The sequence below is a fragment of the Kitasatospora sp. NEAU-CNBT7 genome, assembly GCF_057220535.1.
Map to the genome: position 1 here is coordinate 89,111 of NZ_JBXQQB010000020.1, position 21,511 is coordinate 110,621.

At 77.2% G+C, this 21,511-nt stretch carries 16 protein-coding genes; 9 read left to right on the top strand and 7 right to left on the bottom strand.

Annotated elements, in window-relative coordinates; translation table 11 throughout:
- Nucleotides 1–22 precede the first annotated feature (22 nt).
- A complete protein-coding gene (locus AC2TEW_RS24555; RefSeq protein WP_484625509.1) occupies nucleotides 23–568 on the bottom strand; it encodes a YbaK/EbsC family protein in 546 nt (181 codons plus the stop codon).
- Nucleotides 569–692: 124 nt separating this feature from the next.
- On the opposite strand from AC2TEW_RS24555, the gene pgm reads away from it, so the two are divergent.
- The 5 genes from pgm (at nucleotide 693) to AC2TEW_RS24580 (ending at nucleotide 6,418) form a co-directional block, all read left to right on the top strand.
- The gene (gene pgm / locus AC2TEW_RS24560; protein ID WP_484625510.1) at nucleotides 693–2,333 is read left to right on the top strand and encodes a phosphoglucomutase (alpha-D-glucose-1,6-bisphosphate-dependent); all 1,641 of its coding nucleotides are present in this window, start codon (nucleotides 693–695) and stop codon (nucleotides 2,331–2,333) included.
- A gap of 174 nt (nucleotides 2,334–2,507) precedes the next feature.
- Complete coding sequence (locus AC2TEW_RS24565) at nucleotides 2,508–3,392, top strand: helix-turn-helix domain-containing protein (protein WP_484625511.1); 885 nt, start codon at nucleotides 2,508–2,510, stop codon at nucleotides 3,390–3,392.
- 592 nt (nucleotides 3,393–3,984) lie between these two features.
- Nucleotides 3,985–4,869 (top strand): peptidoglycan recognition protein family protein, encoded by an 885-nt coding sequence (locus AC2TEW_RS24570; RefSeq protein WP_484625512.1) that lies wholly within the window; start codon nucleotides 3,985–3,987, stop codon nucleotides 4,867–4,869.
- A 42-nt stretch (nucleotides 4,870–4,911) separates the two neighbouring features.
- On the top strand, nucleotides 4,912–5,967 hold the full coding sequence (locus AC2TEW_RS24575; protein WP_484625513.1) for a WD40 repeat domain-containing protein: 1,056 nt from the start codon (nucleotides 4,912–4,914) through the stop codon (nucleotides 5,965–5,967).
- Between the two features lie 235 nt (nucleotides 5,968–6,202).
- Complete coding sequence (locus AC2TEW_RS24580; protein ID WP_484625514.1) at nucleotides 6,203–6,418, top strand: hypothetical protein; 216 nt, start codon at nucleotides 6,203–6,205, stop codon at nucleotides 6,416–6,418.
- Nucleotides 6,419–6,505: 87 nt separating this feature from the next.
- Here AC2TEW_RS24580 and AC2TEW_RS24585 read toward each other — a convergent pair whose 3' ends face one another.
- Nucleotides 6,506–7,837, bottom strand: coding sequence for a hypothetical protein (locus AC2TEW_RS24585; protein ID WP_484625515.1), 1,332 nt, complete (start codon nucleotides 7,835–7,837; stop codon nucleotides 6,506–6,508).
- 442 nt (nucleotides 7,838–8,279) lie between these two features.
- Here AC2TEW_RS24585 and AC2TEW_RS24590 point away from each other — a divergent pair, with 442 nt between their 5' ends.
- From AC2TEW_RS24590 to AC2TEW_RS24605, 4 genes are all read left to right on the top strand, one after another.
- Nucleotides 8,280–9,377, top strand: a complete 1,098-nt coding sequence (locus AC2TEW_RS24590) for a PQQ-dependent sugar dehydrogenase (RefSeq protein ID WP_484625516.1) — start codon at nucleotides 8,280–8,282, stop codon at nucleotides 9,375–9,377.
- Nucleotides 9,378–9,591: 214 nt separating this feature from the next.
- On the top strand, nucleotides 9,592–9,753 hold the full coding sequence (locus tag AC2TEW_RS24595) for a hypothetical protein (RefSeq protein ID WP_484625517.1): 162 nt from the start codon (nucleotides 9,592–9,594) through the stop codon (nucleotides 9,751–9,753).
- A gap of 183 nt (nucleotides 9,754–9,936) precedes the next feature.
- A complete protein-coding gene (locus tag AC2TEW_RS24600) occupies nucleotides 9,937–10,857 on the top strand; it encodes a phosphatidylinositol-specific phospholipase C (RefSeq protein WP_484625518.1) in 921 nt (306 codons plus the stop codon).
- 102 nt (nucleotides 10,858–10,959) lie between these two features.
- Nucleotides 10,960–12,186 carry a saccharopine dehydrogenase family protein gene (locus AC2TEW_RS24605; protein WP_484625519.1) on the top strand — a complete coding sequence of 409 codons (1,227 nt, stop codon included), beginning with the start codon at nucleotides 10,960–10,962 and terminating at the stop codon, nucleotides 12,184–12,186.
- A gap of 46 nt (nucleotides 12,187–12,232) precedes the next feature.
- On the opposite strand, the gene AC2TEW_RS24610 is transcribed toward AC2TEW_RS24605, so the two are convergent.
- The 5 genes from AC2TEW_RS24610 to AC2TEW_RS24630 form a co-directional block, all read right to left on the bottom strand.
- The gene (locus tag AC2TEW_RS24610; protein WP_484625520.1) at nucleotides 12,233–12,916 is read right to left on the bottom strand and encodes a DUF998 domain-containing protein; all 684 of its coding nucleotides are present in this window, start codon (nucleotides 12,914–12,916) and stop codon (nucleotides 12,233–12,235) included.
- A gap of 160 nt (nucleotides 12,917–13,076) precedes the next feature.
- Nucleotides 13,077–14,444, bottom strand: a complete 1,368-nt coding sequence (locus AC2TEW_RS24615) for an FAD-dependent oxidoreductase (protein ID WP_484625521.1) — start codon at nucleotides 14,442–14,444, stop codon at nucleotides 13,077–13,079.
- A 438-nt stretch (nucleotides 14,445–14,882) separates the two neighbouring features.
- A complete protein-coding gene (locus AC2TEW_RS24620) occupies nucleotides 14,883–17,768 on the bottom strand; it encodes a condensation domain-containing protein (RefSeq protein ID WP_484625522.1) in 2,886 nt (961 codons plus the stop codon).
- Nucleotides 17,765–19,585: an amino acid adenylation domain-containing protein gene (locus tag AC2TEW_RS24625; protein WP_484625523.1), complete on the bottom strand. Its 1,821-nt coding sequence runs from the start codon at nucleotides 19,583–19,585 to the stop codon at nucleotides 17,765–17,767. Before AC2TEW_RS24625 ends, AC2TEW_RS24620 begins: the two co-directional genes overlap by 4 nt.
- 61 nt (nucleotides 19,586–19,646) lie before the next feature.
- On the bottom strand, nucleotides 19,647–21,491 hold the full coding sequence (locus tag AC2TEW_RS24630) for an AMP-binding protein (protein ID WP_484625524.1): 1,845 nt from the start codon (nucleotides 21,489–21,491) through the stop codon (nucleotides 19,647–19,649).
- Nucleotides 21,492–21,511: the final 20 nt, after the last annotated feature.

Below are 21,511 nucleotides of genomic sequence, written 5' to 3' on the forward strand. Positions count from 1 at the left end.
CCGCGCGGCGCGACCGGCGGGGTCAGCCGACCGGGATGCCCAGGCCCTCCAGCACGGTCGCGGTCGGCAGTTCGGCGAGCAGCCGGCCCGGCAGCCAGAGCTTCGCGCCGCGGATACCGGCGCCGACCACCACCCGGGGGTGGGCGGCCACCGCGGCGTCGACCAGGACCGGCCAGTCGGCGGGGAGCCCGATCGGGGTGATCCCGCCGTACTCCATGCCGGTGGCCGCCAGCACGGCCTCCACCGGCGCGAACGAGGCCTTGCGGGCGTCCAGGTGGCGCCGGACCAGGCCGTTGACGTCCGCCCGGGTGGTCGCGGTGACCAGGCAGGCGGCGTACGTGGTGACGGCGCCCCGGCGGGCCGCGATCACCACGCAGTTGGCGGAGTCGGCCAGGGCCACCCCGTACCGCTCGCAGAACGCCGCGGTGTCGGCGAGCTCCGGGTCGATCGCGGCGGCTTCGACCTCGCCGGCCCGGTCGGCGGGCCAGCCGGCCAGGGCGGCCGCCACCGGCGCGGCGAGCAGGTCGGGACGGGTCAGCGCGGGCCGGGTGCCGAGTGTGGTGTCCATCCGGCCATCCAAGCGCATCCGGGGGCCGAACCCGGGGCCGGAGGGCCGGTCGCCGCCCGCGCGGCGCGCCGGGGCTGCTGTACTGGTGGCTCAGGTCCGACAGTTGACGACCCAAGGAGACGTGATGGTGCACGCACGGGCCGGCGAGCAGGCACAGCCAGGGGATCTGGTCGACGTGGCGAGGCTGGTGACGGCGTACTACACGCTGCACCCCGACCCGCAGGAGCCGGGACAGCGGGTCGCGTTCGGGACCTCAGGGCACCGCGGCAGCTCCCTGGACACCGCCTTCAACGAGGACCACATCGCCGCCACCACCCAGGCGATCTGCGAGTACCGGGCCGCCCAGGGCACCACCGGACCGCTGTTCCTCGGCGCGGACACCCACGCCCTGTCGGAGCCCGCCCGGGCCACCGCGATCGAGGTGCTGGCCGCCAACCACGTCACCCTGCTGCTGGACAGCGAGGACGGCTACACGCCCACACCCGCCGTCTCGCACGCCGTCCTCGCCCACAACCGCGCCAACCCGCTGGCCCGCGCCGACGGCATCGTGGTCACCCCGTCGCACAACCCCCCGCGCGACGGCGGATTCAAGTACAACCCGCCGAACGGCGGCCCGGCCGGCTCCGACGCCACCGGCTGGATCCAGGACCGCGCCAACGAGCTGATCCGCGCCGGCCTGGCCGGCGTGCGCCGGCTGCCGTACGCCAGGGCCCTGGCCGCGGACACCACCGGCCGCTACGACTTCCTCGGCCGCTACACCGAGGACCTGCCGTCCGTGCTCGACCTGGACGCCGTACGGGCGGCCGGGGTGCGGATCGGCGCCGACCCGCTGGGCGGCGCCTCCGTCGCGTACTGGGCCCGGATCGCCGAGACCCACCGGCTCGACCTGACGGTGGTCAACCCGCTCACCGACCCGGCCTGGCGGTTCATGACGCTCGACTGGGACGGGAAGATCCGGATGGACTGCTCCTCCCCGTACGCGATGGCCTCGCTGATCGGCCGCCGCGACGAGTACACCGTCGCGACCGGGAACGACGCGGACGCCGACCGGCACGGCATCGTCACCCCCGACGGCGGGCTGATGAACCCCAACCACTACCTGGCCGTCGCCATCGACTACCTCTACCGCCACCGCGCCGACTGGCCCGCGACCGCGGCGGTCGGCAAGACCCTGGTCTCCTCCTCGATGATCGACCGGGTGGCGGGCGAGCTGAAGCGCGACCTGGTGGAGGTACCGGTCGGCTTCAAGTGGTTCGTCGACGGGCTGCTGGAGGGCACCATCGCGTTCGGCGGCGAGGAGTCCGCCGGCGCGTCGTTCCTGCGGCGCGACGGCGGGGTCTGGACCACCGACAAGGACGGCATCCTGCTGGCGCTGCTCGCCTCCGAGATCACCGCCGTCACCGACCGCAGCCCCTCCCAGCACTACGACGACCTGACGGCCCGCTTCGGCGCCCCCGCCTACGCCCGGGTCGACGCCCCGGCCGACCGCGCCCAGAAGGCCGCGCTGGCCAAGCTCTCCGCCGACCAGGTCGAGGCCGACCGGCTGGCGGGCGAGCCGATCACCGCCGTGCTGACCGAGGCCCCCGGCAACGGCGCGGCCATCGGCGGCCTGAAGGTCTGCACCGAGAACGCCTGGTTCGCGGCCCGCCCCTCCGGCACCGAGGACGTCTACAAGATCTACGCCGAGAGCTTCCACGGCCCCGACCACCTCGCGCAGGTCCAGGACCAGGCCCGGGCGCTGGTCGCCCAGGTGCTCGGCGGCTGAGAGCGGCCCGGCCCCGGACCGTACGCGGCGGCCCGCCGCGCGACGGCCCGGGGCCGGACCGGCCGTTCGCCGGTCCCGCGTTCGACCGGTACCGCTGTCGGCCGTCCGCTGTCCGCTGTCCGCTGTCCGCTGTCGGCCGACGGACCGATGACCCAGGACACCAGGCCCAGGGAGATGCCCGTGCGCCACCGCTCCGGCCCGGACCAGGAGTGGGAGCTGGCCCAGGCGCTGCCGCACCCGCTGCTGCGCCCGGGCGTCCACGGCTACCGGGGAGTCCGGCTCGCACCCGGCGGGCCGCGCCGGCGGCTGGAGGTCCCGACCGGCGAGGTCACCCTCTTCCTCGGGTTCGACCGCCCGATCCGGATCACCGACGCCGCCGGCGGCCGCACCGAATCGTTCGGGTCGCTGCTCTCCGGCCCGCGCACCCGCGGGTCCACCGGCGAGCACGACGGCGGGCTGTACGGCATCGAGGTGGTGATGGCGCCCTGGGCGGCGTACCGGATCTTCTCCCTGCCGATGGCCGAACTCGCGGGCCGGTCCGTCGAATTGGAGGACGTACTGGGCGCCGGGCCGGCGCGGACCCTGGTCGGCCGGCTGGCCGGCGCACCCGACTGGCCCCGGCGGTTCGCCGCCCTCGACGCCGCCCTGGCCCGGCTGCACGGCGCCGGACCGCAGCCCGCGCCCCAGGTGGTGGCGGTCTGGGAGGAACTGGTCCGCACGGCCGGCCTGGTGCCGGTCCAGGACCTCGTGGCGCTCAGCGGCTGGAGCTGGCGGCAGCTGGACCGGCGCTTCAGCGAGCAGGTCGGCCTCGGCCCGAAGGCCGTCGCCCGGGTGCTGCGGCTGCGGGGCTACCTGCGGCTGACCGAACTCGGCCGCCCGCCCGCCGAGGCGGCGCCCGCGGCCGGGTACTACGACCAGGCCCACCTGTGCCGCGAGTTCCGGGCCATGACCGGCCTGACGCCCGGCCGGTTCCTGGCCGAGCGGCGGACGGTGAAGCCGGGGCCGCCCGCCCCCGATCGGCTGAGCGGCGAGGTCACCAGCGTCGTCCTTCCCCCGTGACGCGTGCGACCCCCGGCCCTCACCGGACCGGGCGGCCCCGGCGGTTTCGTCAGCAGGGCCCGGCGGCCCCGCCGTTGCCGAGGCGCGCGGCGCCCGCTCGCCGGCAGCGCCCGGGCGTCCCGGCGCCGCGCCCGCCGTGCGGCCCGTAGGCGCCGTAGGGGCCCGGACGAGGCGCAGAGGGGACGGCCGGTGCGGCGGGCGTCGCGGCGGCGGAGATCCTGGCGGTGGGGCGGGCCACGGTGCGCCTCCCTCGATGTGGTTGACCGGAACGCGACGAACCTAGTCAACCTGCGGCACCGCCGTATTGGACGAATTGGACCTGGCCGCCGCGGCCCGGGAGCGCCCCGGCACCGCCCGCCGGAGGAGGGCGGCTGGCCCAGGTGGCGGTACCGGGTGCCCCGTGCGCGTGGACCGGCCCGCGGCCCCGCGGGCCCCGGCCCGCCGCCCGGCCGGCCGCCGGCGGACGCCCCCGACCGGCTCCCTGCGGCCCCCAGCCCCGCGCCCGAGGCGCCGTCCACCGGTCGGCGGACGGGCCGTCACCCGGCCCTCCGACAGCAGGCAGGCCCGGTCCACCCGCCCCTAACCTCGCCTCATGGACATCGACCGTCGCTCAGTGCTGCGCCGCGCCGCGCAGGCCGCCTCGGCCGGCGCGGCGGCCGCGCTGGTGGCAGCGGGCCCGCCCCGCCACGGCTCGGCCGCCGCCCGCGAGCTGCCCGCCACTGCCCCGGCGGCCGCCCCGCTGCCGCCCCGTCAGGCCGTGCCGGCCCCGCCGCCGCCCCCGCTGGTGGTGCGCCGCTCGACCTGGAAGACGGACGAACCGCAGACCGCGACCGAGTGCGACGCGGCCGTGCGGGCGGTCTTCATCCACCACACCGACGACCCGAACGGCTACGGCCCGCAGGACGTCCCCGAGAAGCTCCGGTCCATCTACCAGGAGCACCGCACCAACCAGGGCTGGGAGGACATCGGTTACAACTTCCTGGTCGACCGCTTCGGCACGATCTACGAGGGCCGGCTCGGCTCCACCGGCCGCCCGGTGGTCGGCGCGCACACCATGGGCTTCAACCGCGAGACCTGCGGCATCGCCGTGATCGGCACCTTCGGCGCCGGCACCCCGGTCCCCGAGCCGGTGCTCGACGCGCTGGCCCGGCTCTCCGCCTGGAAGCTCGGCCTGTACGGCATCGACCCGGCCGGCCGGTCCGAACTGACCTCCAACAGCAGCAGCAGCCGCTTCCCGGCGGGCACCACCCACGCGTTCGCCGCCATCTCCGGCCATCGCGACGCGTACACCACGCTCTGCCCCGGCGAGTCGCTGTACGCGGCCCTGCCGCAGATCGCCGAGCGGGCGGTGGGCCTGCTGCGCGAGAGCGAGCGGGCGAACGCCGTCCGCCCCGACACCGCCGGGCCCGCCGGTCACCTGCTGCGGCCCACCCTCCGGCAGGTCCGACCCGTCCGGGACGACACCCGGCCGTCGTGACCACCCACCCGGACGGCCGGAGCGGCGTGCGATGATCGCTGGGTGACGAGGTCGAACGAACGGGCGCCGCGCGGATCCCGCGCCGTACGGGCGGGCGCGGCCGCGGTGGCCGCCGCGGTGCTCGGGGTCGGTGCGGCCGCCGGGCCCGCGGGTGCGGCGGGCCTGCCGCGCGAGGCGTTCACCATCGGCGACCCGCGGATCACCGAGTCCAGCGGTCTGGCCGCCAGCCGGGCCCACCCCGGCGTCTACTGGACCCACAACGACAGCGACGACGGCCCGTACGTGTACGCCGTCGACTCCCAGGGCCACACCGTCGCCACCGTGACCCTGCGCGGCATCAAGCCGCGCGACGTCGAGGCCATCTCGCTCGGACCCGACGGCCGCCTCTACCTCGGCGACATCGGGGACAACCGCGACGGCACCTGGCCCGAGGTGTGGATCTACCGCTTCGACGAGCCGAAGGACCTGCGCGACCAGACCGTCGACGCGGTCCGCTACCGGGTGCGCTACGAGGACGGGCCGCGGGACGCGGAGGCCCTGATGGTGCACCCGGTCACCGGCCGGGCGTACATAGCCAGCAAGCGGCAGAGCGGCGGCCGGCTCTACCAGGGGCCCGAGACGCTCTCCGACTCCGGCGTCAACGTCTTCCACCCGATCGCCGACGTGCCCTGGACCACCGACGGCGCCTTCTCCCCGGACGGCACCCGGCTGGTGCTGCGGGGGTACTTCTCCGCCACCGCCTACCGCTGGCAGGACGGCCGCCCGGTGGAGGACGGCTCGGTCAACGTGCCGTTCCAGCGGCAGGGCGAGTCGGTGACGTACTCGGCGGACGGCACCGCCCTGCTGTTCGGCAGCGAGGGCAAGGACAGCACCGTCTGGCGGGAGACCCTCGACGCCAAGCCCGCGCCCACGGCCGGCAGTGGCAGTGGCGCGCCGAGCGGCCCGGCGAGCCCCGGCGCCGGTGCGACCGGCAGCACCGCGGCCGGCGGCTCGGGCGGCGGTGGGGGAGTGGGCGGCGGGGCGGGCGGCTCCGCCGTCCTGGCCGTGCTGGTGGTCGGCGCGGTCGTGCTGGCCGTGCGCAAGCGCCGCGACAGCTGACCGGACCGGCCCGGCCCTGCTCGGCACGGGCCCTGGGCCGCCGGGCCCCGATCCGCCGGGCCGTGGACAGGACGGGGTGCGGCCTGGCAGCGTGTGCGGAGCTGACTGCACCTCGGGACGGCCGACGGAGGCACCACCATGAACTGCCCCAACTGCGGCTCGCTGATGGACGACCGGGGGCGGCAGCTGGTCTGCCACTCGTGCGGCGCCGTGATCGGCAAGTAACCTGGGCGCCATGAGCAGTCAGGTCCACCACTCGCGCTACTGCCCGACCTGCGGCACGCCGGTCAAGGACGGCCCGCGCGGCGGATACGTGTGCACGCTCTGCTACACCGTCGAGGAGCCGCCCGGCGCGGTCACCGACCGCACCGAATGGCGGCGGACCAAGCAGCAGCGGATGGCCGCGGCCCGCGCGGTGTGGGAGCGCGAGGGACTGCTCACGGCCGACTGACCCCGCCGGAGCGGGCCCGGCGCGCCGACGGCGGGGACACCACGGGACGCGGTGCCGCCCGCCGCCGACGCTCAGTGCCCCAGCCGGTCAGCCGGCCGTCACCGGGGGCGCCTGGGGCACCTGGGGTGCCGGTTCGGTGGCCGGGCCGCCGGTCCGTTCGAGCGCCTGCTCGTAGTCGGCGAGGGCGTAGCCGTACTGGCCGCAGACCGCGAGCAGGGCCGCCCGGTCGGTGAGTGCCAGGGCGAGCGCCGCGGCGCCGCCGGTGCGGGCCTGCTCGTCCAGCCGCCGGGCCAGCGCCACGCCCCGGTCGAAGCCGGGCAGCAGCGCGTCCAGCAGCGGCCCGCCGCCCGCCTCGGTCTCCACCGCCGTACGGACCAGCAGCCTGCGGTGGAGCGCGACCAGCGGTCCCAGGTGCGCACCGGGATCGGCGTCCGCCTGCGGCAGCAGGGCGGCGACCTGCGCCGCCAGCGCGGCGCGGCCGTCGCGGTAGCCCCGACGGACCCCGGGTGACCACGCGGCGGTGGGCATCCCGGCGGCCGGGGCCGCGCCCGCCCCGGCGGGCTCCGCGGCGGCGCCGGACAGCGCCAGCAACGCCGACCAGTGGACCCGCCCGTCGCCGGTCCAGGCCCTGCGCTCGCCACCGGCCGCGAGCGCGGCGAACAGGGCGAGGGCCTCCTGCCGGACCACCGCGGCGCGCCCGTGCCGACCGGCGGCCGCCAGCTGTCCGGCGAACCGGACGGTGCTCTGCAGCAGCCGAGCCGTCGGCCCGCCCTCGCGCTCGGCCTCGGCGCGGTCCAGGCCGACCAGTTCGTCGAGGACGGAGACCGCCTCCTCGCCGCGTCCCGCTGCCGCCAACTGCCCGGCCAGGGCCGGCAGGACCCGCCCGAGGGCCAGCCCGTGACCGTCCCGGCGCGGGCCGTCCGCCTGCCGGGCCGGCCCGACCACGCGGGCCAGCTCGCCGAAGGCCGCCGCGGCCTCCTCGGCCCGGCCCTCCTCGGCCAGCGCCGTGGCCCACCCGCCCAGCGCCCGCACCAGGCGCCCGTCCGCCCGTCCCGTCGTGCGGGCGACGGCGAGCAGCTTCCCGCGCGCCGCCAGGCCGTCCGGCCGCCGGTCCTGGCCGTAGAGCTCACGCTGCTGGGCGTCCAGCGCGTCGAACAGCACCGGCGGGCGGACCGGGTCGTCCTGCGCCAGCCCCTCGGCCGCCGCCACGGCCTCCGCCAGCAGCCGCAGCCGGGCCTCGGGCAGGTCGAGCAGCGAGGCGTCCTCGCTCAGCCCGACCAACGCCCGGGACAGCTTCGGACGGTACGCAGCCGGGCCGGTCCCCACCAGGACCCGGTAGGCGTGGACCAGGTGCAGGACACCGAGCCGGTCCTCGTCGAACAGCCGAACCTTGGCCCGCAGCACCGCGTCGTGATTCATCTTCCCCCTCGGTCCCGCCACCCCCGCTCCCGCCCGCCGCGACGGCGGGCAGCGCGACGCGCGCACCGGGAGCCTCGGCGAGGCCCCGGTACGGGCGAAGGGGTGGATGCGTCGAGTCTGGAGGGTGCGGCGGGCCCGGACAAGATCGACCGATCGTGCTGTTCGTCCTACCGCCGACGCCGCTGACGAGGCATGATGGATTCGACACTCTGCTGAGGGCGCGTCACCGGGGTGCGGCGCAGGGGCGGGAGACGGGCCGTGAGGACGCCGGCCGACTCCGCCGAGGCGGCGTACGTCCCGCACCTGGGGACCGTGGAGGGCGCCGAGGCGGCCGTGCCGGCGGCCGCTCCCGTACCTGGCGCGTCCGGTCCCGCTGCCCGGCCGGGCGGACCTGTGGTCTGCTGGGGGTGGACCGCCGCAAGCCCAGCCGGTAGGAGCCGAGATGCGACTGCGAACCGTTCCCGCCGCCGTCACCGCCGTGCTGCTGCTCGCCGCCGGGTGCAGCTCGACCGGGTCACCCGCCGCGGGCGGCAGCACGGCCGCCGGCCCCGGAACGGTACGGGTGACCGGGCAGGTCGCGGACGGCCTGGACACGCCCTGGGGGATCGCCGTGCTGCCCGGCGGCGACCTGCTGGTCGGCTCCCGGGACACCGGCCGGATCACCCGGATCGCCGCCGACGGCGGCTCCAGGACCGACGTCGGCGAGGTCCCCGGGGTGGTGGCCGCGGGCGAGGGCGGCCTGCTCGGCCTCGCCGTCTCCCCGCACTACGCCACCGACCACCAGGTGTACGCCTACCTCACCGCCGCCGACGACAACCGGATCGTCCGCCTCGGCTACGACCCGCAGCAGCCGCCCGGGCAGCAGCTCGGCGCCCCCGAGGTGCTGCTCACCGGGATCCCCAAGGGCAACAACCACGACGGCGGCCGGATCGCCTTCGGCCCGGACGGCATGCTGTACGCGGGCACCGGTGAGGCGGGCCGCACCGAACTCGCCCAGGACCTCTCCTCGCTCGGCGGCAAGATCCTGCGGATGACCCCGGACGGCGCCCCCGCCCCGGGCAACCCGTTCCCCGGCTCGGTGGTCTACACGCTCGGCCACCGCAACGTCCAGGGGCTGGCCTGGGACGCCCAGGGGCGGCTGTGGGCGTCCGAGTTCGGCCAGAACACCTGGGACGAACTCAACCTGATCACCCCGGGTGCCAACTACGGCTGGCCGGTGGTCGAGGGCCAGGGGCACCGGGCCGGCTACACCGACCCGCTCGTCCAGTGGCACACCGACCAGGCCTCGCCCAGCGGGATCGCGTACGCCGACGGCGCGATCTGGATGGCGGCGCTGCACGGGATGCGCCTGTGGCGGATCCCGGTCGAGGGGGACCACGTCAGCGGCACCCCGCAGGACCACTTCACCGGCCGGTACGGACGCCTGCGGACGGTGGTCGCGGACGGCCCCGGCACCCTGCTGCTCGCCACCAACAACACCGACGGCCGGGGGCAGCCGAGCGCCGGGGACGACCGCATCCTGCGGCTCGCCGTCGGGTGAGCCGCAGGGCCCTGCCGTCCCTGACCGCGGTCCGCCACTGACTCCGCTCCGTCCCTGACCCCGGTCCGCCCCTGGCGGGTGCCGCGCTGGGCCGGTCGGGGTCAGGAGATCACCGGTTCGGGTGGGTTGAGGACGCCCCGGGTGGCGGTCCGGATTGGGCTGCGCCCCCGCTGGCTACGGTCCTTCGTGTGCCCCCGAGGAGAGGACCGGACCGATGTTCAACCTGCTCCTGCTGACCGTCCCGCTGCTGGTCGCCGCCGTGCTGGCCGCGACCGACCCCCGCGGGCGGACCCGTGGCGGCGGCCGCCACGGCGTCGCCCGCCACCGCGGTGCGCACCGCCGCCCGCGCGGCCGGGTGCCGGGCGTCAGCGGCTGACCCCGGCCCGCCCGGCCGCCCTGCGGTGACCGCCCGGCCGCCCTGCGGTGACCGCCCGTCACCTCGTACCGCTCCCGCCGCTCCCACCACCCCCGTGCACGGGTCTATGCCCGTCCCTCTGTGGCCATGACAATGCAGGGGGCGGAGACACCGCCCGTCAGACTCCAACGACGGGACGTGGCCATGGGATTGACGGAGCAGCGGATCAGCCGGCGCACCCTCGGGCGGGCGGTGCTGGCACTCGGCGCGGCGGGCACCCTCGGGGCGGTGACCGGGGTGGCGGCCCCGGCGGCCGCCGCGGCGCAGGTGCCGGGCGGGGCGGACTGGATGGCGGCGCTCCCGTCCGGCAGCCCGCTGGCGCGGCTCACCGTGCCGGGGACGCACGACACCTGCTCGCTGCACGGCGGCCCGATCACCCAGACCCAGACCCTCTCGGTGCCCGACCAGCTCGCGGCCGGGGTCCGCTTCTTCGACATCCGCTGCCGGCTGATCGACGGGGTGTTCGCGATCCACCACGGCCCGGTCTTCCAGGAGATCTTCTTCGGCGACGTGCTCAACCAGTGCCAGGCCTTCCTCGCCGCACACCCGCAGGAGACCGTGCTGATGCGGGTGAAGCAGGAGTACTCCTCGGCCGCCGCGGCCGACTTCGCCGCGGTCTTCGAGGGGTACCGGGCGAGATGGGCCGGGCTGATGTGGGGCGAGAGCCGGGTCCCGCAGCTCGGCGAGGTCCGCGGGCGGATCGTGCTGCTCGCCGACAGCCCGGGCCTGCCGGGCATCGGCTGGGGCGGCCCGCTCACCGACATCGAGGACGACTACGACATCGGGACGATCTTCGAGATCGCCTCCCGCAAGTGGCCCGAGACCTCCGCCCACCTGAACGCCGCCCGCGCGGCCACCGACCCCCAGCGGCTCTACCTGACCTTCACCTCCTCCTCCGGCTGGGGACTGTGGCCCCGGCAGGCAGCCGACGCGATGGGCTCCCGGCTGAACGGCTACCTCGGCGGCCTCGACCACGGCGCCCGCCCGGTGCTGGGCACGGTGCCGATGGACTTCGTCACCGCCGACTCGGTCCGCCGGCTCTACGCCCTCAACTTCGGCGGCTGACCGGGCGCTGCCGCACGGCCGCCCGCGGCCCCGCGCTGTTGACACCGCGGGCGGCCCGTCCCTAGCGTGAGGCCCGATCATTACCGGCTGGTAGGGAAGTTCATGGACGCCGATCGCCCGTACGACCTGGTCCTGTTCGGCGCCACCGGATTCACCGGGGCGCTGACCGCCGAGTACCTGGCGGCGCACGCGCCCGCCGGCTGCCGCTGGGCGCTGGCCGGCCGCAACCGGGAGAAGCTGGAGGCGCTGCGCAAGCGCCTCGCCGAATCGGCACCCGGCTGCGCGGACCTCCCGCTGCTCACCGCCGACGCCACCGACCCCGCCTCGCTGCGCGAGGTCGCGGCCTCGGCCCGGGTGGTGATCTCCACGGTCGGCCCCTACCTGTGGCACGGCGAGCCCCTGGTGGCCGCCTGCGCGGACGCCGGTACCGACTACGTCGACCTGACCGGCGAACCGGAGTTCGTGGACCTGATGTACCTGCGGTACCACCGGCGCGCGGTGGAGACCGGCGCGCGGCTGGTCCACTCCTGCGGCTTCGACTCGGTGCCGCACGACCTCGGCGTGCTGTTCACCCTGGAGCGGATGCGCGAGCGCGGGGTGCTGCCGCCGGACGCGCCGGTCTCGGTCCGGGGCTTCGTGCGGGCCGGCGGCATGTTCTCCGGCGGGACCTTCGCCTCGGCGCTGTCCGCGATCGGCCGCCCCCGCGAGGCCGCCCGGGCCGCCCGGGCCCGCCGGGCCGCCGAGCCGCATCCCGCCGGACGGCGGATCAGCACCTCCGCCGGACGGATCCGGTACTCGCCGCAGGCCCGCGCCTGGGCCGTACCGATGCCCACCATCGACCCCCTGGTGGTCGGCCGTTCCGCGGCCGCCCGCCCGGACTACGGCCCGGCGTTCCGGTACGGGCACTTCGCCGCGGTCAAGCGGCTGCCGGTGCTGCTCGGCGGCGGCGCCGGGCTCGCCCTGCTGGCGCTCGCCGCCCAGGTCCCGCCGCTGCGCACGGCACTCGGCCGGCTGCACCGGCCCGGCGCGGGGCCGAGCGCCGAGCAGCGGGCGGCCTCCTGGTTCACGGTCCGCTTCGCGGGCCAGGCGCTCGGCAGCGACGCGGCCCCGCTCCTCACCGAGGTGTCGGGCGGCGATCCGGGCTATACCGAGACGGCCAAGATGCTCGCCGAGTCCGCGCTCAGCCTCGCCTACGACGACCTGCCGGCCACCGCCGGACAGGTCACCCCGGCGGTCGCGATGGGCACCGCGCTGATCGACCGCCTCGGCGCCGCCGGGCTGCGCTTCACCGTGCTGGACTCCCCGCCCACCGGCGCCCCCGGCCGCTGAGCGGCACTGGCCCCGGCGGGCGAAGTGACCCCGGTGGGCGCGGCGGTCACTTCCGCAGCGAAGGCGCGGGCAGCTCGGGCCGCCGTCGGGCGGGCACCGTCGCCGCGGGCACGGCCGACAGCGCGCCGGCCAGCAGCACCAACCAGACCCCGACCAGCACCAGGTGGGCGCGCTGGGTGACGCCGTGCCAGCCCGGGTACCCGAACAGCGGACCGACCGTGGACAGCGCGGTCGCCATCGCCGCGGCCAGCACCACCGGCCCCCGGCGGGCCACGCCGGGCAGCCGGGCCGGCTCCCGCCGGGCGGCCAGGATCAGCAGCGCCATCGAGGCGAACAGCGCAAAGTGGACCAGGGCACTGGTCAGCGTGTGCCACGGGTTCACCACCTCGCAGCCGGGCTCCACCGAGGCCGCGCAGCGCATCGGCACCATCACGTCGGCCACCGAGAACGCCGCGAACCCGGCCAGCGCCCCCCACCCGGCCCGCCCGAGCGCACCCCGCCAGGCCGCCAGCGCGGTCAGCGCACCGGACGCCACCAGCGCCGCGGCCACCAGCTCGACGGCGCCGAACAGCACGCGGAACGGCTGGTCCGCCGCGTACAGCTCGCTGGCGTAGGAGTTGGCCGGGTCCAGGCCCGTGGGCAGGAGGAACTCGAGCGGCCAGTCGTTGTAGACCACCGCCCCCGCGGTCAGCAGCAGTGCGGCTCGACGACGCGCGGACGGCAGGTGCACGGGACTCCCTCGGCAACGTCGGCGACCGGGCCGGGCCGGGTCGGGCAGGACCGGTCCGGTCCGACCGGTCGGACCGACGCTGCCAGGGGCCACCGGCCGCCACAACCGGAGTCACCCGCCGGGGTGACGAGCCGGGGTGACGCGTCGGGGTGACGCCGGGTCAGCCGTCCGCCGCGCCCGCCCGCAGCATCTCCTCGCGGGCGACCACCTTCACCCGCTCCCGGCCCTCGCGGGCGCCGAGCGCGCGCTCGTGGGCGTCCAGCCGCAGCCAGCTCTCCCAGGTGGTGAACTCCACGCCCCGCCCGGCCAGGAACGCCGGCACGGCCTCCTCGGCCGGCACCTGGGCGGTGCGCAGCCGGCCCGCGCGGTGGTCCTCCACCAGGCAGGCGACCGTCTCGTTGGCGTCGCCCTTGGTGTGGCCGATCAGGCCGACCGGGCCGCGCTTGACCCAGCCGGTGACGTACGTGGACGGCAGCGGCGCGCTGGCCTCCAGCACCCGGCCCGCCTCGTGCGGCACGGTCGCGGACAGCGGGTCGAACGGCAGCTTCGGCAGCTCGGCGGAGCGGTAGCCGACGGCCCGGTAGACCGCCTGGACGTCCCAGTCGCGGTACTCGCCGGTGCCGGTGACGTTCCCGGTGCCGTCCAGCCGGGTCCGCTCGGTGCGCAGGGCGGTGACCCGGCCGTCGGCGCCGAGGATCTCCACCGGGGACTCGAAGAAGTGCAGGAACAGCCGGTGCGGCCGGTCGCCGACGTCCCGGATGGCCCAGTTCTCGAGGGTGGCGGCCACCATGTCGGCCTGCTTGTTGCCGCGCCGGGTGGCGATCGAGCCGTCGTCGTACTCGATGTCCTCGGGGTCGACGATCACCTCGATGGCCGGCGAGTGGTCGAGCTCGCGCAGCTCCATCGGGCTGAACTTGGCCTGCGCCGGGCCGCGGCGGCCGAACACGTGCACCTCGACGGCCCGGTTGGCGGTGAGCCCGGCGTGGACGTTCGGCGGTATCTCGGTGGGCAGCAGCTCGTCCGCGGTCTTGGCGAGGATCCGGGCGACGTCGAGCGCCACGTTGCCGACCCCGAGCACCGCCACCCGCTCCGCCTCCAGCGGCCAGCTGCGCGGCACGTCGGGGTGGCCGTCGTACCAGGAGACGAAGTCCGCCGCGCCGTAGGAGCCGTCCAGCTCGGCGCCGGGGATGCCGAGGTCGCGGTCGGCGTCGGCGCCGGTGGCGAAGACCAGTGCGTCGTAGAACCGGTGCAGGTCGTCCAGGCCGATGTCGTCCGGGTAGCCGACGTTGCCGAACAGCCGCACCTGCGGCTTGTCGAGCACCTGGTGCAGGGCCGTCACGATGCCCTTGATCCGCGGGTGGTCCGGCGCGACGCCGTAGCGGATCAGGCCGAACGGCGCGGGCAGCCGCTCCAGCAGGTCGATCGACACGCCGGGCTCGGTGGCGAGGGGGGACTTCAGCAGGGCGTCGGCGGCGTAGATCCCGGCGGGGCCGGCCCCGACGATGGCGACCCGGACGGGACGAGGCATGGCGGCGCTTCCTTCGGTCGGCACACGGCCGGAGGACCGCCGACCGTGATCGCCACCCTCTCGGCAGGCCGGGTGGTGCAGTAGGGCACCCGGCCCTATGGGGCCATAGGTCCGACCTATGGCCCGGACGGGAACAACCGCCCGGACCCCGCGCCGCCGTACGCCGGGACCACCACCCGCGGACCGCCCAGGACCGCCGGTGCAGCCCCCGGGCGGCGCGGGGGCGTCGCTGTGCCCGCCGCGGGCGGCGGCGGGACACCACTAGGCGGGTCGAGTGCGGGTGGACGATCACCGGGGCCCCTCGACTGCACCAGCGACATCCCGCCGCCCGCGAACGCGGGCCGACCCGACCACCTGACCGGCTCCCGCACCGGCCGGCGCGCCGCCCGGTGAGGCGCCCGGTGAGACGCCGCAGGCCGGGCGGCGGCCGGGTCGGGCCTACCGGACCATCGCGGCCAGCACGCTGCGCCAGTCCTCGCCCGGCTCCTCGCGCAGCACCTCGGCCAGCGCGTCCGAGCGGTAGCGCCACGGCCGGGCCAGCTCCGGGTCGGCGCCCGCGCCGAGCTCCACCGGACTCGCCGAGCCCAGCAGCCGGACCAGTTCCGCGGCCAGCTCCGGCCAGCCGACATGGCCGCCGACCGCGTTCAGCACCCGGCCCGGATCCCCGGCCGCGTCCCGGCCGCCGCCGTCGAGGCAGGCGGTGACGGCCCGCGCCAGCGCCGCGGCGTGCACCCAGGCCGCCCCGTACCAGGCGTGCCCGTCGGCCGGCGGGTCGGGCAGCAGCAGCGGCCGGCCGGCCTGTGCGGTCTGGAACAGCTCCCCGGTCGCGCCCCAGCGCAGCTGCTCGCGCAGCCGCCGGTGCGGACCCCAGACGATCGGCGAGCGGACCACCGTACCGGCGCCGCGGCCGTCGGTACCGGCCGCGGCCAGCAGGATCCGCTCGCAGTCGAGCTTCGCCTGCCCGTACGCGGTGACCGGTGCCGTGGCCGGCGCGCCCTCCGCCACCTCGACGCCCGGCGGACGCCCGTACGCGTCGATGCTGCTGACGAAGACGAAGCTGCCGTGCCGCCAGGCGTCCACCATGGCGCGCATCGCCGCGACGTCGACCTCGTGCGCGGTGAAGGTGCACGCGGCGTGGACCACCGCGTCGACCCCCCGGACGGCCGCGCGCAGGCTGTCCAGGTCGGCGAGGTCACCCTCGGCGACCTCCACCCCGTCCAGCGCCACCAGGTGCGCCGACTCGGCGCGGGCCAGCGCTCGTACCGGGCGGCCCTGCGCCATCAGCTCCTGGAGGACGGCCGCGCCGACCCCGCCGGTCGCGCCGGTGACCAGCACCGTGCCCGGCCGCACCGGCCGGCCCGCGCCCGCGCCCGCGCCGGGGCGGCGGGCCTGCACCGCGCGCCGCTCCTCGTCGCGGGCGTCCAGCAGTGCGGCCAGCGCCCGCGGGGTGCGCTGCTCCAGGATGTCCAGCCCGGTCAGCGGCAGGCCGGTGCGCAGCCGCAGCCGCTCGGCCAGCTGCACGGCGACCAGCGAGTGACCGCCCAGCAGGAAGAAGTCCCCGTCGGGCCCGGGCCGGGCGCCGAGCAGCTCGCCGAAGGCCGTGCGGACGGTGTCCGTCCGCTGCTGGTCGTCCGCCGCCGGCTCGGGCCGCGGCTTCGGCACCGCGCCCGGCAGCCGGGCCGGGTCGACGGCGCCGTCGGCGGTGCGCGGCAGCGCGTCCAGCACGGTCACCGAGGCCGGTATCTGACCGGCCGCCAGCAGCGAACGCAGCCGCAGCCGCAGTTCGGTGCCGGACACCCCGGCCGGGCCGCGGCCCACCGCGTACGCCAGCGGCGCCAGCCCCTCGCGCTCCAGCAGGTACGCCTCGCGCACCCGGGGGTCGGCCAGCAGCGCGGCCTCGGCCGGGTGCCCGGCCGCCGGCGGTTCGCCGGGCACCGCCAGCCGTTCGCCGGGCAGCTGCGCGAGGTGTCGCCCGCCGTCCTCGGCGACCGCCGTGAGCAGCGCGGCGAAGCCGGCGGCCAGCCGTTCGCCGGCCGGTCCGGCCAGCGCGGCCGTGTCGTGCTGGACCAGGCAGCGCGGCTGCGGGCCGTCCTCGACGAACAGGCCGAGGTCGAACTTGGCCAGCCCGAGGTCGACCTCGACGGCCTCGGCCGCCAGCCCCGGAAGTTCCAGTGCGCCCGGCGCGGTGACCAGGTCGCAGGTGACCGAGAGCAGCGGCGAGCCGTCCCGGCCGCGGGCGGCCGCCCCGAGCCGCTCCACCACCAGGTCGAACGGCACCTCGTGGCGGCGCTGGGAGCCCAGCAGCGCGTCCCGGACCCGGCCGAGCAGCTCCTCGAAGGCCGGGTCGCCGCCCAGGTCGGCGCGGACCGGCAGGGTGTTGACGCACAGTCCGACCAGGCGGCGCAGCGCGGGCCGGGAGCGGTGGCTCGACGCGCAGCCGAGGGTCAGGTCCGCCTCGCCGGTGGCGCGGGCCAGGGTGGCGAAGGCGGCGGCCAGCACCACGGTGAACAGGGTGGCGCCGTGCGCCTGCCCGAGCGCCCGCAGACCGTCCAGCGTCCCGGCGGGCAGCGGTACGGTGTGCAGCCGGGCGGCCCGGGTGCGCGGCCCCGCGGGGGTGGCCGGCCGGGGCAGCGGCACCGGGCGGGCCCCGGCGAGCTGCTCGGCCCAGGCCGCCACCTCACCGGCCAGCTCGGTGTCGCGTCCGCGCTCCCAGCGGGCGAAGTCCGCGTACTGCAGGCCGGGCTCGGGCAGGGGGGCGGCCCCGTCGCCGTACAGCCGGGCGAGTTCCGCGGTGACCAGCGGCAGCGAGCCGCCGTCGACCGCGATGTGGTGCAGGGTGATCAGCACGGTGTGGTCCGCCGGGCCGTGGCGCAGCACCAGGGCCCGCAGCACCCGCCCGGACGCCAGGTCGAACGGGCGGGCCGCCTCGCTGCGCAGCAGCTCGGCCGCCCCGTCGGCGGGGGCGTCCAGCACCGGCACCTCGACGGGTACCGGTGCCACGGCCTCCTGGTACGGCGCCTCGTCGCCGTGCTGCCCGTACCGGGTGCGCAGGATCGTGTGGCGCTCGGTGAGCGCGGTGAGCGCGGCGGCCAGGGCGGTGGTGTCCAGCGGGCCGCGCAGCCGGGTGGCCACCGGCACGTTGTACAGCGCACCCGCCTGTCCGAGCCGGTCCATCAGCCACATCCGGTGCTGGGCGTGCGAGAGCGGGGCCGGGCCGTCCGCGGGGCCGCGCGGGATGTCCGCGGCGCGGTCGGCGCCGGCCCGCAGGCGGGCCTGCCGCAGCAGGTCGGCCTGGCGGGCGGCGGGGTGGGCGGTGTCGGTCATCGGCTCTCCGTACGGTGGTCGTCGGCCCCGGTGGGCCCGCCGAGCGCGTCGAGCAGGGCCCGCTCGACCAGGGCGGCCTGGCCGGCCACGGTCGGGTGGGCGAAGAACTCCGCGAGCGTGAGGTCCACGCCGAGGTCCTCGCGCAGGTCGTCCACCACCCACATGGCCATCAGGGAGTGCCCGCCCTCGGCCAGGAAGTCGGCGTCCGGCCGCTCGACGGGGTGGCCGAGCGCGCGCGCCCAGACCTCCGCCACCTCCTGCTCGAGCGGGCTCAGCGCGGCCACCGGCGCGCCGGCGGGCGGCGTCGCGCCGTCCGGCCCGGTCTCCGCCAGTGCCCGGCGGTCGACCTTGCCGGTGCCGCTCAGCGGCAGCGCGGCGACCACGGCCCAGCCGGTGGGCACCAGGTGGGCGGGGAGCCGCTCGGCGAGGTAGCCGCGCAGGGCGTCGCCGGCCGGCCGGGCGCCGTCGGCGGGCACCACGAACGCGGTCAGCGCCGCGTCCGGGGTACCGGCCCGGTGCACCACCACGGCGGCCTCGGAGACCTCGGGGTGGGTGCGCAGGGTGTGCTCGACCTCGCCGGGCTCGATCCGGAAACCGCGGACCTTCACCTGGTCGTCGGCGCGGCCGTGGAAGTCCAGCGCGCCGTCCGGCCGGGCCGAGACCAGGTCGCCGCTGCGGTACATCCGCCCGGCGCCCGGGATCTCGCGGAACCGCTCCGCCGTCAGCTCCGGCTGGCCCAGGTAGCCGAGGGCCAGCCGGGTGCCGCCGATCCACAGCTCACCGCGGCCGCCCGCGGGCACCGGCGCGAGCCGCTCGTCCAGGACCAGTACGGTCGCGCCGCCGAACGGCCGCCCGATCGGCACCGGGCCCGCGCAGCCGGCCTCGGTCAGCGGCTGCAGCGTGGTGAAGGTGGTCGCCTCGGTCGGGCCGTACGCGTTGACCAGCTCCAGCCACGGGAAGGCCCGCAGCACCGCGCCGGCGTGCTCCGGCGACAGCGCCTCGCCGCCCACCAGCAGGGTGCGCAGCAGGCCGAACACCCGGGAGCGCCGGGCGGCCAGCTGGTGGAACAGCGCGGTGGTCAGGAAGGTGTGGGTGGCACCGAACCGCTCCACGTCCCGGGCCAGGTCCTCGGCGCTGGGACGCTCGGCGGGCGAGACCATCACCGCGGCGCCGGCCGCGAGCGGCGCCCACATCTCGAAGCTGGAGGCGTCGAAGGTCGACGGGGAGTGGAACAGCATCCGGTCACCGGGGCCGAGCCGGACCGCGTCCGGTGCGGTCACCAGGCCGGCGATGGCGCGGTGCGGCACCTCGACGCCCTTGGGACGGCCGGTCGAGCCGGAGGTGTACAGCACCAGGGCGAGCGCGCGGGCGCCCTCGCAGGCCGGGTCCGGGGCGCCGGCCGCAGCCTGCGGCAGGCCGTCGAGGTCCAGCGTCAGCGCCTGGCCGGCCGGGATGCCCGCCTCGGCCAGCAGGGCCTTGTCGCCGAGGGTCAGCGTGACGCCGGCGTCCGCCAGCATCCCGGCGGTGCGCGGGCGCGGGTGGGCCGGGTCGAGCGGGACGACGTGGCCGCCCGCCCACCAGACGGCGAGCTGGGCGACCACCAGCCGGGTCGAGCGGGCCGCGAGCAGCCCGACCGCGCTGCCGGGGCCCACCCCGTGCGCGGTCAGCTCGGCGGCCAGGGCGCGCGCCGCGGAGACGAGCCCGGCGTAGGTCAGGACGGTGTCGCCGTCGGACACGGCGAGCGCCTGCGGCCGCAGTTCGGCCTGACGGGCCACCAGGCCGGGTACGGCGCCCGGGCGGGAGAGGTCGGAGTCCATGGATGGTTTCCCTTCCGGGCGCCCCGGCCCACGGCCGGGGCGCCCTGGTACGTCGGGCGGGTCAGGAGACGGGCACGCGCTCCGGGCGACGGGCCTCGACCAGCTCCGCCAGCGCCCGCAGATCGGGCTGGCGCAGCAGCTGCGGGGCGCGCAGTCGCACGCCGCACTCCTCCTCCAGCGCCACCAGCAGCCTGGCCGCGGCCAGCGAGTTGCCACCCGCGTCGATGAAGTTGTCCAGCGGACCGAGGTCCGCGCGCCCCAGCAGCGCGCGGCACAGCCGCAGCACCGTGCGCTCGGTGTCGGTGGCCGCGTCGGCGTCCTGCGCACCCCGGTCCCCGGCGGCCTCGCCGGCCGCCTCGGCGGCCAGCAGCGCGGCCCGGTCGACCTTGCCGTTGGCGTCCAGCGGATAGTCGTCGACCGTCCGGACCACGGTGGGCACCGCCTGCTCGGGCAGCCAGCGGCGGACCTCCGGCAGCAGGTCGGCGCCCTGCACCGGGGCGTCGCCCGGCTGGACGAAGGCGAGCAGCCGCGCGGTGCCGGCCGCGTCGCGGCGGACCGCGACCACCGCCCGCCGCACCCGCGGATCGCGCTCGAACGCGGCCTCCACCTCGGCCGGTTCGATCCGGACCCCGCTGATCTTGACCTGGTCGTCCAGCCGCCCCAGGAACTCGAGGACGCCGTCGGCGCCCATCACCACCCGGTCGCCGGTCCGGTACACCCGGTCCACGCCGTCGATCCCGGGCGGCGCCGCGACGAACCGGCGGGCCGTCAGCTCCTCGTCGAGGTAGCCGAGCGCCAGCAGACCGCCGCCGACCCGCAGTTCACCGCTCTCGCCGCGCGGCACCGGCACCCCGTCCGGGTCGGTGACCAGCAGCACCGCGCCCGGCACCGGCAGGCCGATCGGCGGCGCGCCCGCGCCGCCCGCGCCTGCCGGCATGGTGTGCACACTGGTCACCACGGTCGCCTCGGCCGGCCCGTACGCGTTGTGCACGTGCGCGGTCACCTGCGGCGACGGGTACCGGCGCAGCCGGTCCCCGCCGATCGACAGGTGGCGCAGCGCCAGCCCCTCGGGCCACGGCAGGTCGAGCACCGGCTCGGCCAGCGGGGTGGGCAGCACGGCCACGGTGATCCCCGCCGAACGCCACCAGTCGGTGAGCGCCGCCGGGTCCCAGCGCACCGCGTCCGGGGCGACGCTCAGCGCGGCGCCGGAGGTCAGCGCCCCCCACAGCTCCATCAGGTGCGGGTCGAAGGCGACCCCGATCAGCAGGCTGTGCCGGTCGCCGGGGCCGAGCCCGGTCAGCCCCCGGTACCAGTGCAGCATCGCGGCCAGCGACGGCTCGCCGACGGCGACCGCCTTCGGGACCCCGGTCGAGCCGGAGGTCAGCACCGCGTAGAAGGTGCCCTCCGGCGCGGCGGCCGCGCCCTCCGCCGACGGCCCGAAGGCCGCCACCACGGCGCCCGCCGCGGTCGCGCCCTCGGCCGGCACCGGCAGCGGGAGCTGCTGCACCGCCCGGTAGGCGGGCGGCAGCAGTGCCGGGTCGCCGATCAGACAGCCCAGCCACAGGTTCTCCGCGACGGCCTGCAGCCGCCGCTCGCCGGGCCGCGGACCGAGCGGCAGGTGCACCGCGCCGAGCCGGGCCACCGCGAGGGTGACCGCGACCAGCGCCGCCGACTGGTCCAGGCACACCCCGACCAGCTCGCCCGGGCGCACCCGGCCGCGCAGCGTCCCGGCCACCTCGTCGGCGAGCCGGTCGAGTTCGGCGTAGCTCCACTCCCGCCCGCCGTCGATCAGCGCGGGCGCGTCGGGGGTGCGGCGCACCCAGTCGCCGAACAGGTCGAGGACGGCGGCGTCGGGTACCGGCGTGCCCTGGGGCAGGCCGCGGACGATGGATCGTTCAACAGTCATGTCGTGTTCTCCGAACAGTC

Bases quoted from the DNA above. Each gene is read 5' to 3' on its own strand.
- AC2TEW_RS24555 (WP_484625509.1), bottom strand. From the start codon at position 568: ATGGACACCACACTCGGCACCCGGCCCGCGCTGACCCGTCCCGACCTG.
- pgm (WP_484625510.1), top strand. From the start codon at position 693: ATGGTGCACGCACGGGCCGGCGAGCAGGCACAGCCAGGGGATCTGGTC.
- AC2TEW_RS24565 (WP_484625511.1), top strand. From the start codon at position 2,508: ATGCCCGTGCGCCACCGCTCCGGCCCGGACCAGGAGTGGGAGCTGGCC.
- AC2TEW_RS24570 (WP_484625512.1), top strand. From the start codon at position 3,985: ATGGACATCGACCGTCGCTCAGTGCTGCGCCGCGCCGCGCAGGCCGCC.
- AC2TEW_RS24580 (WP_484625514.1), top strand. From the start codon at position 6,203: ATGAGCAGTCAGGTCCACCACTCGCGCTACTGCCCGACCTGCGGCACG.
- AC2TEW_RS24585 (WP_484625515.1), bottom strand. From the start codon at position 7,837: ATGAATCACGACGCGGTGCTGCGGGCCAAGGTTCGGCTGTTCGACGAG.
- AC2TEW_RS24590 (WP_484625516.1), top strand. From the start codon at position 8,280: ATGCGACTGCGAACCGTTCCCGCCGCCGTCACCGCCGTGCTGCTGCTC.
- AC2TEW_RS24595 (WP_484625517.1), top strand. From the start codon at position 9,592: ATGTTCAACCTGCTCCTGCTGACCGTCCCGCTGCTGGTCGCCGCCGTG.
- AC2TEW_RS24600 (WP_484625518.1), top strand. From the start codon at position 9,937: ATGGGATTGACGGAGCAGCGGATCAGCCGGCGCACCCTCGGGCGGGCG.
- AC2TEW_RS24605 (WP_484625519.1), top strand. From the start codon at position 10,960: ATGGACGCCGATCGCCCGTACGACCTGGTCCTGTTCGGCGCCACCGGA.
- AC2TEW_RS24615 (WP_484625521.1), bottom strand. From the start codon at position 14,444: ATGCCTCGTCCCGTCCGGGTCGCCATCGTCGGGGCCGGCCCCGCCGGG.
- AC2TEW_RS24620 (WP_484625522.1), bottom strand. From the start codon at position 17,768: ATGACCGACACCGCCCACCCCGCCGCCCGCCAGGCCGACCTGCTGCGG.
- AC2TEW_RS24625 (WP_484625523.1), bottom strand. From the start codon at position 19,585: ATGGACTCCGACCTCTCCCGCCCGGGCGCCGTACCCGGCCTGGTGGCC.
- AC2TEW_RS24630 (WP_484625524.1), bottom strand. From the start codon at position 21,491: ATGACTGTTGAACGATCCATCGTCCGCGGCCTGCCCCAGGGCACGCCG.